12 protein-coding genes, 1 tRNA gene and 1 pseudogene are annotated in these 11,011 nt (G+C 61.4%); 9 read left to right on the top strand and 5 right to left on the bottom strand.

Annotation, left to right across the window (positions count from 1 at the left end; all coding sequences use genetic code 11):
- Positions 1-866 precede the first annotated feature (866 nt).
- The 6 genes and pseudogenes from BN32_RS18840 to BN32_RS18820 all read left to right on the top strand — a co-directional run bounded on the left by BN32_RS18840 (position 867) and on the right by BN32_RS18820 (position 4,654).
- On the top strand, positions 867-1,523 hold the full coding sequence (locus tag BN32_RS18840; RefSeq protein ID WP_019196460.1) for a recombinase family protein: 657 nt from the start codon (positions 867-869) through the stop codon (positions 1,521-1,523).
- A 241-nt stretch (positions 1,524-1,764) separates the two neighbouring features.
- The gene (locus BN32_RS18835) at positions 1,765-2,058 is read left to right on the top strand and encodes a plasmid mobilization protein (RefSeq protein ID WP_244438214.1); all 294 of its coding nucleotides are present in this window, start codon (positions 1,765-1,767) and stop codon (positions 2,056-2,058) included.
- 176 nt (positions 2,059-2,234) lie between these two features.
- Positions 2,235-2,423, top strand: a pseudogene (locus BN32_RS28245) (hypothetical protein); the annotation flags it as partial.
- A gap of 451 nt (positions 2,424-2,874) precedes the next feature.
- Positions 2,875-3,135, top strand: a complete 261-nt coding sequence (locus tag BN32_RS18830; RefSeq protein WP_019196463.1) for a hypothetical protein — start codon at positions 2,875-2,877, stop codon at positions 3,133-3,135.
- A gap of 71 nt (positions 3,136-3,206) precedes the next feature.
- Positions 3,207-3,830 carry a hypothetical protein gene (locus BN32_RS18825; RefSeq protein ID WP_156947002.1) on the top strand — a complete coding sequence of 208 codons (624 nt, stop codon included), beginning with the start codon at positions 3,207-3,209 and terminating at the stop codon, positions 3,828-3,830.
- Positions 3,831-4,264: 434 nt separating this feature from the next.
- Positions 4,265-4,654, top strand: a complete 390-nt coding sequence (locus BN32_RS18820; protein ID WP_156947001.1) for a hypothetical protein — start codon at positions 4,265-4,267, stop codon at positions 4,652-4,654.
- Positions 4,655-4,664: 10 nt separating this feature from the next.
- On the opposite strand, the gene BN32_RS18815 is transcribed toward BN32_RS18820, so the two are convergent.
- From BN32_RS18815 to BN32_RS18805, 4 genes are all read right to left on the bottom strand, one after another.
- Positions 4,665-5,102 (bottom strand): hypothetical protein, encoded by a 438-nt coding sequence (locus BN32_RS18815; protein ID WP_019196466.1) that lies wholly within the window; start codon positions 5,100-5,102, stop codon positions 4,665-4,667.
- 435 nt (positions 5,103-5,537) lie between these two features.
- A complete protein-coding gene (locus tag BN32_RS26935; protein WP_019196467.1) occupies positions 5,538-5,705 on the bottom strand; it encodes a hypothetical protein in 168 nt (55 codons plus the stop codon).
- Between the two features lie 22 nt (positions 5,706-5,727).
- Positions 5,728-6,315, bottom strand: a complete 588-nt coding sequence (locus BN32_RS25680; RefSeq protein ID WP_019196468.1) for a tetratricopeptide repeat protein — start codon at positions 6,313-6,315, stop codon at positions 5,728-5,730.
- A 149-nt stretch (positions 6,316-6,464) separates the two neighbouring features.
- Positions 6,465-8,117, bottom strand: a complete 1,653-nt coding sequence (locus BN32_RS18805) for a site-specific integrase (protein WP_019196469.1) — start codon at positions 8,115-8,117, stop codon at positions 6,465-6,467.
- Between the two features lie 386 nt (positions 8,118-8,503).
- Between BN32_RS18805 and BN32_RS18800 the strand changes: the two genes are divergently transcribed.
- Entirely contained in the window at positions 8,504-8,968 is a 465-nt protein-coding gene (locus tag BN32_RS18800) for a hypothetical protein (protein WP_019196470.1), read from the top strand.
- A gap of 40 nt (positions 8,969-9,008) precedes the next feature.
- On the top strand, positions 9,009-9,404 hold the full coding sequence (locus tag BN32_RS18795) for a hypothetical protein (RefSeq protein WP_019196471.1): 396 nt from the start codon (positions 9,009-9,011) through the stop codon (positions 9,402-9,404).
- Positions 9,405-9,462: 58 nt separating this feature from the next.
- Here BN32_RS18795 and BN32_RS18790 read toward each other — a convergent pair whose 3' ends face one another.
- Positions 9,463-10,344 (bottom strand): TrmH family RNA methyltransferase, encoded by an 882-nt coding sequence (locus BN32_RS18790; RefSeq protein WP_019196472.1) that lies wholly within the window; start codon positions 10,342-10,344, stop codon positions 9,463-9,465.
- Between the two features lie 219 nt (positions 10,345-10,563).
- Between BN32_RS18790 and BN32_RS18785 the strand changes: the two genes are divergently transcribed.
- A tRNA-Tyr gene (locus tag BN32_RS18785) sits at positions 10,564-10,649 on the top strand.
- Positions 10,650-11,011 lie beyond the last annotated feature (362 nt).

Genomic DNA, 11,011 nt, shown 5'->3' with positions numbered 1-11,011 from the left:
CGGCGGCCCGCTGCGGGGCCAGGTCGGCGGCGGTCCGGATCAAGATCGGCGGCACGGCGCGCCGACGGCTCCGGCCCGCGATGAGAACCGCCGCCTCCGGACGCCGGCGCGGGGCGCGCTGCGCGGTCAGGTCGGATCGCGGTCGAACGATGCTTCGAGACTCGAAGGATGACGTTTCGAGAGTCGAATCGTGATGCTCCGAACCTCGAAGAATGACAATTCGAGAATCGAATCGTGATGTTTCGAGACTCGAAGCATGACGTTTCGAGTCTTGAAGCGATGCAGGTCCGGCGCGGCCGGATCAAGTTCGACGACGCGGCGCCGGCCGGCGGTCGGTCCCGCCGCCTCCGGACGCCCGTACCGGCGGCCCGCTGCGCGATCGGGTCGGCCGGCCGCAACCCGATCCTACCGGAGAACTGCCGGTGACCACCGCAAAGCCGCCCGCCCGCTACGGCGCTATTTGGGGCGCGCGTCCGAGCGGCTTTGCTCTACCGAGCTACAGCACGACCGGGGAGACGACGATGCCGGCGCCATGGGCCCGCTGCGTGGTCGGATCGGCGGGCCGTCGGGATCAACGGTGACGGGCACAGCGCCGGCGGCTCAGCCCGATAGGCCGCCGCCCTCCGGCACAGGCGGCCGATGCATCGTTGAAATTGTTTTGAACTTGCCGAGTTGCGCGGGACACTTCGCGAGCGGAGCGAGGTCATGACGATACTTCGGTTGACTGCGCACCGCGATACAGCTGTCCGCTGGAGTATAGGCCAGCGGACAGCTTGGGAAGGTTCAGAAGTGCATCCGTTAGGATTCACTTTCATCAACGGACAGCGTTTCGTTCGGTCACGATCCTAACGGATACAGGAGCGGCAATGGCTACCATTTTCTACGCGCGGGTTTCGACGGTAGATCAGAATATTGAACACCAGCAGATGCAGGCCGCAGCGGCGGGCTTCAAGATCGATCGGGTAGTCGCCGACCACGGCGTGTCTGGGGTCAGCACGCTTTTCGCAGACCGGCCGAACGGTCGGCGACTGTTCGACATGCTGCGCGCGGGCGACACGCTCTTAGTGCGGTGGGTAGATCGGCTGGGCCGCAACTACAGCGACGTGAGGGACACGATCCAGGAATTCATGCGGCGGGGCGTCCTGATCCGGACAGTCATTAATGGCCTCACCTTCGACGGTGCGACCAAAGACCCAATGCAACAGGCCGTCCGTGACGCTCTGATCGGATTTTTGGCCGCAGCGGCCCAGGCCAACGCCGAAGCCATCAAGGAAGCGCAGCGGGGCGGCATCGCACTGGCGAAGGCCAAGCAAGGCGAGACGAAGTATCGGGGGCGGAAGCCCAGCTACACGCGGGGCGAGTTCGCCACTGTGTGCGACATGCTCAGTCAGTCGGCCGGGATCGGCTCGATTGCGAAGGTGACGGGCCTTAGCCGGCAGGCGATCTATCGGATCAAGGACGATCCGGCGGGGGCGGAAGCTGTGCTGATCAGTTGGAGCGATCAACCGGCGACGGCCCGCTAGATCGTAGTCAGTCACCGCAACCGCGACCTCTCGCGCTTCGATCACAATATGTGCCACTGCATTTTCGTGGCCACAGGCCCTTGCTAGTTGTCAGTTTCGGATTCATTTTGATTCCGGCTTCGTGGCAACGACTTCGAGAAAGAGAAACGAACAGCAAGCCATGCGGGACGTGGCCCCGCAGCAGCTTCAGGGGCTCCGCCCCGTGGACCCCGAAGGAAGTACGGCGAGCATGCAAGGCGGATTGATCAAATTTCGAGTTGCCGCTGCGGACAAGAGGTTGATCGCCGATGCCGCTGCGAGGGCCGGAACGACGGTCTCAGAATTGTTGCGACGCGCAGGCCGCGCCGCAGCTTCAGGACGGATCACCTCGCGCCCAATGCTGTCGGATTTGGTGCTTGTCCGGACGGCGGCCAATAGGCTGGCGACGTTGATGGATGCTCCGGACGCGGACCCGGCGGTGATCGCTGCGCGCGTGAAGGAGACGGTCGAGGACCTGCGCGCGATCGCCGCGCGACATCTCGCGAACATCAGATGATTATCAAATCAAAACGCGTCAAGGCGAGAGGCCAGGGGCTGAAGCGGTCGCTGCAGCATCTTACCAATGGCGACGACAACGACGCCGTTGAACTGGTCTGCGGTAACGTCGCCGATCTTGAAGACGCAAGGAATGACGCTCTACGGTTCGGTCGGGAATATGCTGTTCGCCACTGGATAATCTCGCCGGCCGAACCGATTTCGAACGAGCAGCTTGCGGAACTTGTGCACCGCCTAGCGGCCGAATTTTGCTTTGATCCGAAGCAGCGCATCGCTCTCTGGAAGCACACGAAGGACCGCGCAACCTCGGATGGATGCCGAGAACATTACCACCTGTGCGCGCCTGAAATTGATCCGCTTACGGGCGGGGTCATGTCGTCAAGCCATGACTGGAGGCGACACGAAAAGCTTGCGCGGACGGTCGAGGTCCTGTGGGGCCACGGCGTAGTTGCCGGTGCTCACGCGGGTGCTGTGGTTGCAGCGCTTGACCGGGAGGGGCTCACCGATACGGCGAATGCGCTACGCGATGTTGCTCCCGCCGCTCACCCGCAGAGCTTCGACGAGAGGGCGCAGCAACGCCTCAAGCGGGAGGGCTTCGACCTGCCGCGTCTGAGAGAGATGATTTCGGACGCGCTGTCGGCAGCGAGGGATCGAAGCGATTTCGACGCGAGGCTGTCGATGATGGGTCTCCGTCTACGGACCGGGGACACAACCGACGCCCCGATCGTTGAGACGGTCGGGAACGGCACCTTCGTCGGCTCACTCGCACGATTGACGCGGCTTCGGAAGAGCGCACTAGCGGAGAGGATGGCATTCAATGCAGCAGGCCAATCAACAGACCAAACGAACGATCCACCAAGCCACATACTCTCTCCTCAAGCGACTGTCGGAGCAGATGGAGCCGGTGTCCAAGCTGGCGGCGAACAGCGACGGTCCGGACCAGCCGCACCCGATGGATACGGTCATCGAACTGCTGCGCCAGACGGTCGGCGGAATCGAACAGATTCGTACCCGGCTGGAGAATCTGGAATCGCGCCTGGACGAGCCGGCGGCGACCACGGCTCCCAAGAATGGTTGACCCTCGCATCGGGTTGCGTCCGGCATCACGGTGCCCTGCTTGATCTCTTGGCGGTGGCTCGGCGAGCGGCCTTGCCGCCGCTGGAGCGAACGCTGTCCGACCTCAACGACGTGATTGAAACCGAGACGTCGGCCGCAAGCCGCACGGCGTCGCTTCCGGAGCCGGCATCGTTGCATGCCGCCCGGCGAAAGGTCGAGGAAGACGCTGCGGTGCTGCGCGCGCTAGAGGCACAGGCCGACGAAGTGCTTCGGAAGTTCACGGACGGCGAGCCGCGATCAGGTTGGCGCTGGTTCTTCAGGCCGTCTCATGATCCGGAGAGACAGGCGCTGGAGGGACGGTTGGGGGTGTTGCAGGGGCGGGTCCAGAAGGCGCGTGGCGACCGGGCCGCGTCCGGATACGCCCTCAAGATCGAGGAGAAAAAATTTCAGGTGGCCAACGCCCGCCATGAGTCCGACCTGAGCACGCGCCGCGACCAGCGCGGACACCGGGTCACCACCGCGCGCGCTGCGCGGTCGCTGATCGAAAAAAATCCCCTGCTGGCGCGGTGGGGCATGGCCGCCCTTCTGCGGCTCGCCGCAAGTGTCCAGAATGGCCGCAGCGAGTCGGACCTTCGGGACGCACCCGACGATTGGGATTTGGTCCCGACGTTCGATCTGTGGGGGATCCCGCTCCTGCCCCGGCCGAAGGCTCCATGAACGGTCGCTCCGCCGGGACCGGCAATGTCGATGCCTGACGTCGGCAGAGGCGGCCGGAGGACGCCGGCAAGGCAGCAGATGGCCGATCCACCGCCTTAGGCCCGCTTGGCTCACTGGCGAGGCTCTGCGCCGACAAGCGAAGAGTCGGTCGAGGCCGCGCAACCGCTGCGCGCCGAGGGTCCCCCGTCCGGTTCAGGACCTCGACGGTGAGCGGCGGCCAATGGGTGAACCGCCTGCCGGTGGAGCGCCGCATCGGGTTGGACATGGCCTGTGGCGGCGCCGGAGCCTCGCTGGACGGCCGCGGACGGCAACTGACAGTCTTGACCTGACCACAGGCAGACTTCGCACCACGGGGCGTCAGCGGCAGAATTCATCGCAACTGGGAGCCGCGGCACGGCCGAAGCTTGGCCCCGGTAGGCGCCCATGATAGCACGATGCAATTCAAAGGAGAGAACACGGTGGGATTTTCGACCGATGCACACTGCTTTGCCTGCGGGTACGACATATTCCTGATGCTCGGAGGGAACAGGGCGAACCACACCACATACGCAGCTTGGCCAGTGACCTGCAAAATGTGCGCGGCAGTCACGACCGCCAACTTCAAGCAGTCGCCGCTAACCTGCCAAGAATGCGACAGCGGTGACGTTATTCCACCCATCGACCCTCAGTGGTGGAAAGGCGACGGCGATGTGAATGAGAATTGGGGTATGGGTCGGAATGCCCTGACGCTGACCAACGGTCACTATCGCTGTCCCAAGTGCGACGAATTTGAACTGCGTTTCGGTACAAATGCCGGTAACCACGCGATGATAATGTCGGACTGACTGCCGACAACTAACTCATGGCAGCGAGTGACTCGGCGTATTTATTTCCAAAATGCCTAGTCCGCTCAGGCCCCATCTGTTCAATTAATGCAAAAACGCTGTTCACCACGAGAAGATGGTAGTGTTCAGTTGTGCCCGGCTTGGGCTCTCTCTTTGACATCATTTTGCCCCAGAAAGATTTGCGTTTAGCGTAAGCGGCAGCGGAGGCGCTCGCAAACACGAAGCAAGCTATAGCTTCATCAAGGTCCATGTCTAAAGACTGACCCGCCTCAGCACCGGCAATAATCTCGCTAGGCGAATAGAGTGAATTCATCACCGTGGCGGCGAACAGTTCGTCATCCTCCGAAATGGCTTCTGCCACCTGCCATTTCAGGCCCTCTTGAAAGCCTCGGTTGTAGTTGATAATGGCTTGAATCTGTTCTGGCCCATTTTGTTCAACCATCTTCATTTCTGCCTTCGCACTTGATCTATCTATTCTTGCCCGTGACCGACAGATGATCGGCGCATCGCTTGTCGCTAAACTTGTGAATAGCTTCCATAATCTCCGCACCCAAGTCCAGTTCGCCAATAGCTGTGCGAAGGTTCGGCGTCGCGACGTGCCCCTGTGGCAGTATCGGAGCCTCGCTGGCTGGACGGCCGAGAGCGGCGGCTGAATGGTTTGACCTGACCAAAAGTCACTTTCGCTAGGAGGCGGCCGGCGCTGGAGGCGGCGCAGAATTCGTCGAATCCGGGGAGCCGCTGTTGGCACCGAACGGGCGCGTCCGGATCCAGGTCCGCTTCCGAAGACCGGCGGCGAATAGGAGAACCCGCCGCCCTGCGGAGGGAGCTCACCGGCCATCGAGTTGCCACAGCGGCGTCCGGGCCTCGCTGCGGCGGAAGCCGGCTACCCGACCGACGACTTGCCGAGATTGTTGAATGCTACCTCGGCTTTCCTGTATTCCTCGTCCAACGAGCGATACTCCTTTGATCCGGCCTTCGTCGCATCACGGGCCTCCCGCAAAGCAACCATCGTCGCGATAGCTGCTTGTCGCTCGTTGCCGATGTCCGTCATTCATAAGCTCCTTGAAGCCATCCTAACGCTGTTTCGGCTGTGGCCGCCATTCGCTCGCCAACCGCTCGGCTTCAGCCACGTCGGACCTGCTCATTTTCGCTCGAAGATTTTCCAGCCCCTTAGATGCCAAGTCGGACGTCAAGGTTTGTCGTTTTGCCAACGTGAGCCACTTGTAGCTTTCGATCAGGTTTTGTTTCCTCAAATATAATCCGGCCAAAAAGAATTGCGGCATGCCGTATCCCTTTTCCGCAAGCGGTCTCATCCATTTTTCCGCCTCTGCATAGTCTACCGGAACACCCCTTCCTTGCATGTAAGCTTCGTAGAGCACTTCCTGTGCGCCTTCGTTTCCCTTTTGCGCGGCACGCAAGAACCACCTAACAGCTTCCGCCTCATCCTTCGCAACGCCCTGACCGTCTTGATAAAGCATACCAACTGCAAATAGCGCGAGCGGGTCCCCCTGATCCGCAAGTTCTCGCCACAACCGCATCGCAAGCGGGTAGTCCTTGCGACTGATTGCTGCCTTCGCTTCTTCGACAGATGCAGCGGAAGCCGTAGCAGGGCAAACACCCGTTAGCATTAGGATGATGAAGACCCGAAAAAACATTTTCATTGGATTCACACTATAGAGTTGGTGGAATTAAACACGACGTATGTCCGAAAGCAAATGCCCACGGCCGTACGGCTTTTCGACCAGCGGGTGTTGCACCTCTCCGGATAGGGCATCATCGAACTGGAGTGCCTAACCGCTAACCTGGAGAGTTAGGAAGCGAGCCCATCTACTTTGCAGCGAGCGTCTGGAATGTCGCGGGTGTTGTCGAAGGATCGCTTTCCACTCGCCCGTGCTGCCGCAGCATCCGCCAATGACCGCTTCCTTGCTTCGACGGCGTCGGCTAGGCGAGGATCGCTTTTCGCAGCTTCATAAGCGGGAAGGACGGCTGCCAACCACGTCAACAATCCCTCGGCCTTGAAAGCAACCCTGTCGGCGCCGCTGTAAACCCCTTGAGTAACAGCGGCAACTTCGCGCGACATTTTATCGACGCCACTGACTCGGTGGTCCAGCAGTGCTGATGCGTAGGCACCTTCGCCAAAGTTCTCAAAAAATGTTGTCAGCGCCCGTCGGAGATCGTGCGGCCCAATTCGGTTCGGAAGTCCCACAATTGATAGCAGGTCCGGCCAGCCCGGCTTGCGTCCGGCCAAGGCATTGAGCGCCTGATTCAGCGCGGACGGAGTGATAGGCTTGTCCAAATGTGGGGGAACAGCGCCGGCCCCGGTGCCGTCCGCATGCGCTCGGATGTGGTACTTGTTGCGATCCTGTGGAAACGCCCACTCGGAAACGGATTCCAGCGTCTCCGCCGAATAACGGGCGACGCGCTCAAGGATTTCAATCCCGATCGGAGGGACGCTGAGCTTGATGTCCCGCTTGTTTTTCACGTCCCGCGCGAGCCATGTGTAGACGCGCCAGCCGGCGCGCTCCGGAGCGGGATCGTTCACCCAACGAGCCGACGCCAGCGAGCGCATGTTGACGAGTGCCGCCGAGCGTTGCGGGATCATCCAAGCCGCCTGCAGCGCGCCCAGGACGGCAAGGTTGGTATTGCCGCCTAACCCCCGGACGGCTTCCAGCAACGCGATGAGCATTCCGATCTGCGGCGGCGTCAGATACCGGTTGCTGCGGTCGCCCATTTCGTATTCGTGCGAAAGGGCTTCCCACCACGGATTGCCCGGCTCCAGACCCGTGAAGCGTCGTCGATGATTGAGCCCCCAGCGCAGCACGCGCTTGGCGAGATCAGCGTATTTTGCTCCGGACGACGGACCAGCGCCGCTTTCGTCGATGCGGTCCCGGACCTCTTCGAGGTCTTCAAGGCGAAGTTCCTTAACAAAACGCCGGTTGAGCGTTGCGTTTTCTGGACGATCGCGTAACCGGCCTTCGATTTCGGTGATCGAGCTTTGCCGCAGCACGCGCTCGTCGTCGGATTGATCTGAATTCTTAGCCTTCTTTTTCGTTCGCTGAGTATAAGCGGTAATCAATTCTGCGAACGTCCAAAGTTGCCTGTCAGCGGCGTCGGCCTGATCGACGGCGACGGCCACTGCTTTACCGTTCTTACCGGTCAGTCTCGCACCCAGCACAGCATCGACGTTACGTCCCCTCTTGATCGCGACGATGGCCTCCGCGCTGACGCTTTTTACCTCCGAAAAGGAAAGGTCGCCTACGTTGGCAAGCCGCCGTTTCACAATAGTTGATGCGCTGCCTCTGACTTTGGTCCGCGCTTGAATGTAGTAGGCCGTCTCCCCGTTGCGGACGCGGACGCTAAGGCCTCTCGGGTTGTCGATAGCGAACTGGCAGTCGATGCCGGCGTCCCGCTTCTGGCGGACCTCGATCAGCAATTCCTTCGCAAGCGCGTATCGTTTGGCCATCGTGAGGGGGTCCGGGCTACATGGGGCTACAACATGCAGTCGGCAGACCATCGCTCGCAAGAGCCAAAACGCTGTAGCCCCACAAAAACTTCTTGTTTGTCAACAAATTAGCGGGCTTGAATTTTCAACGGTGCGCCCGCGAGATGCAAACCATAGGTTTTGTAAACCGAAGGTCGGGAGTTCAATCCTCTCAACCGGCACCATGCCCGCAGATCCATTCCGCAGCCGGCCGTTAACCTTCCACTTTCCAGAATCTTATTGAAATCGCTCGCAATTGAATGGGCGTGAATGCTTACGCGTTAGGCTTACCTGACGATTGGGCGGGCCCCTTAACTCCTGGTGCGGCTCGCTGGCTTAGGGTGCAGCTTCAACGAGGGCATCACTCCATGCGCGCGATACTGGCTTTGGCGTTACTGATCGGAACGGCGGCAACGGCTCTCGCCGATACCGGTCCGCTGATTGTGATTCCCGGCCGGGCGGGTGTACCCGTCATCATCAACGGCCGCGACGCATCCTACGCCATTGTCGAGGGCGAGTGGGGCCTCGCAAAACATTTCAGGAATGCAGCCCGGGTCTATGGCGGCTGGGACCGCTACATCGGCCCGGAGGTCGGCCACTATTATCCAAGCGCCGGACGCACGCCGGGTTACGGCCGTCTCGAGATTCAGCCCGCTGCCAATCGCGCGTTACCGCAGCCGGCCGAGAGCTATCACCGCTCGTGGTCCGCGCAATCCGCGCCGCCTGCGCCGCAGCAGCAATACGACGTGCCCGAATATCCTACGATTATCGAAGCGCCGCGGGACCAACACAGTTATCGGCCGAACGGCTTTCGACCAGATCTGAAAAAGTAGGCCACAACCAAAACAAAAGGCGTTCAAACAGGAGAAAGTTATGCGTCGGATCATTGCAGGATTGATTGCGGGCGTGGCGTTTGCCGCGACGATGGCAACGGCGGCGCCCGCGCAGGCGTGTGCGTTGACCGACCCGTGCGGCAACTACGGCTATTACGGCTACAATTACGGCTACAACTACGGATGCGGATATGGTTGCGGTGTGCGCGAGCGCCTGCCGGATCCAGCTGGCCCGCAGTATTACTGGGTCAACCAGGGCCCGACCTATACCGGTCCGGGCAACTTCGCTCCGGTACCGACCTATCAGGAACGCGCCGTCATCGGTTCGCGCTACTATGGTCGGCCCTATCGCCATGGCTATCGCCATGCGTATTACCGTCGTGGGCACGCGCACCATCATCACCACGGCCATCGCGTGCTTCGCTACAAGTATTGATTTCAGGACAACCTGAGATCCGGACGCCCGCTTGCTTCATGCAGGCGGGCGTTTTGATTCAGCCCATCAGGCCGAGGCGGGTCGATCCAATGTAGAGCGCGAGCGCCGCGGCGTTCGATACGTTGAGGCTCTTGATCGCGCCGGGCATGTCCATGCGCGCGACGACGCTGCAGGTTTCGCGCGTGAGCTGACGCAGCCCCTTGCCTTCCGCACCCAACACCAGGGCCAGCGGCGCGTGCAACGGCACAACGCTGAGATCGCCCTGGCCTTCGCTGTCAAGGCCGACCGTCAGGAAACCTGCTTCGTTCATTTCGCCGAGCGCGCGATGCAGGTTGGGAACTTCGACCATCGGCACAAGCTCGAGCGCACCGGACGCGGATTTGGCCAGCACGCCGGTCGCTTCCGGGCTGTGCCGTCCGGTGGTGACGATCGCCTTGACGCCGAACGCTGCCGCCGAGCGCAGGATCGCGCCGACATTGTGCGGGTCGGTGATCTGGTCGAGCACCAGCACGATGCCATCCTGCGGCAGTTCGTCGAGATGCAGGCCGGGCAGGGGATCGGCTTCCGCGAGCAGGCCCTGATGTACGGCATCCGGCCCGAGCCGGCGGTCGATGTCGCCAGGGTGCACCAGTTCCGCCGGGACGCGGGTGTCGATTTTCTCATCGGCAAGCCGCTTGGCCACGTTTTCGGTCACGAACAGCTTGCGGATGCGCCGGTCGGGATTGGCCAGCGCCATGGTGACCGGGTGCCAGCCATAGAGGATGACCGGGCCTTCGCCCTTGACGTGTCCCTTGCCACCCTTGGCGTCGCGGTCGCGCCAGTGAGGGCGTCCGCCCGGAGGTTTCCCCTGATGCCGTTCCGGACGCTCCCGGTGACGGTCGCTGCCGCGTCCGCCTGTTTTCGGCCCCTTGAAACGTGATGTCCGGTCTCGATCGCTCATGCGGCCTTGTCCCACGGGGCTGGAATAATGGCAATTTTCGGCTTTGGGCAGGATCGCAACGACCTGTCATATTCGTCCTCGCCTTGGTTGACTTTACCCCGGCGCTTCGCCCATAAACGCGCCGACCGGGCGCCCGTTAGCGGGCACGCTTTTTACCGTCATCCATGGCCGTTCAGCCACCCCCGTTCGGGTGGGCGAGGGTGTCGGGTGACGTCGAGCGGGGGAGTGTCCCGAGTGGCAAAGGGAGCTGACTGTAAATCAGCCGCCGTATGGCTTCGAAGGTTCGAGTCCTTCTTCCCCCACCATATTGAAAACGCTCGCGAAATTAGATTTTCGCGAGCGTTTTTCTTTTAGTCAAATATTACACGATACCGTTCAGGGGACGGGCTGGGGGACGGGTAAATGTGCCGCTGGGTCGGGGTGAGGAGGTGATTCTTCATCCGAAGCGGAACCCGCCGCTCTGGGTGCGCGCGATTTGGGCGCGTGGGGTACGGCCGGGGGTGCGTCTTCGGTCTGCTTCAAAGTCGATCTCTCTAAGCGGCACCGTCTCTCTGGCAAGGCGAGTCGCTTCACTGTCAATGCTGTCTGGTTGTTGGAGAAGGGCGGGGACTTCAGTATCTGGTTGTTTCATGCTCAACTCTCGCGCGTTGGGGCGTGATGGGTCCGG

The organism is Afipia birgiae 34632 (assembly GCF_000308295.2).
Taxonomy (GTDB): Bacteria; Pseudomonadota; Alphaproteobacteria; order Rhizobiales; family Xanthobacteraceae; genus Afipia; species Afipia birgiae.
The sequence above is the reverse complement of the archived record's forward strand: the minus strand, read 5'-3'. Positions and strand labels throughout refer to the sequence as shown.

Excerpts from the sequence above, each read along its gene's own strand:
- BN32_RS18830 (WP_019196463.1), top strand. The coding sequence starts at position 2,875 with ATGCAGCAGGCCAATCAACAGACCAAACGAACGATCCACCAAGCCACA.
- BN32_RS18800 (WP_019196470.1), top strand. The coding sequence starts at position 8,504 with ATGCGCGCGATACTGGCTTTGGCGTTACTGATCGGAACGGCGGCAACG.
- BN32_RS26935 (WP_019196467.1), bottom strand. The coding sequence starts at position 5,705 with ATGACGGACATCGGCAACGAGCGACAAGCAGCTATCGCGACGATGGTT.
- BN32_RS18815 (WP_019196466.1), bottom strand. The coding sequence starts at position 5,102 with ATGAAGATGGTTGAACAAAATGGGCCAGAACAGATTCAAGCCATTATC.
- BN32_RS18795 (WP_019196471.1), top strand. The coding sequence starts at position 9,009 with ATGCGTCGGATCATTGCAGGATTGATTGCGGGCGTGGCGTTTGCCGCG.
- BN32_RS18790 (WP_019196472.1), bottom strand. The coding sequence starts at position 10,344 with ATGAGCGATCGAGACCGGACATCACGTTTCAAGGGGCCGAAAACAGGC.
- BN32_RS18805 (WP_019196469.1), bottom strand. The coding sequence starts at position 8,117 with ATGGCCAAACGATACGCGCTTGCGAAGGAATTGCTGATCGAGGTCCGC.
- BN32_RS18820 (WP_156947001.1), top strand. The coding sequence starts at position 4,265 with ATGCAATTCAAAGGAGAGAACACGGTGGGATTTTCGACCGATGCACAC.
- BN32_RS18840 (WP_019196460.1), top strand. The coding sequence starts at position 867 with ATGGCTACCATTTTCTACGCGCGGGTTTCGACGGTAGATCAGAATATT.
- BN32_RS25680 (WP_019196468.1), bottom strand. The coding sequence starts at position 6,315 with ATGAAAATGTTTTTTCGGGTCTTCATCATCCTAATGCTAACGGGTGTT.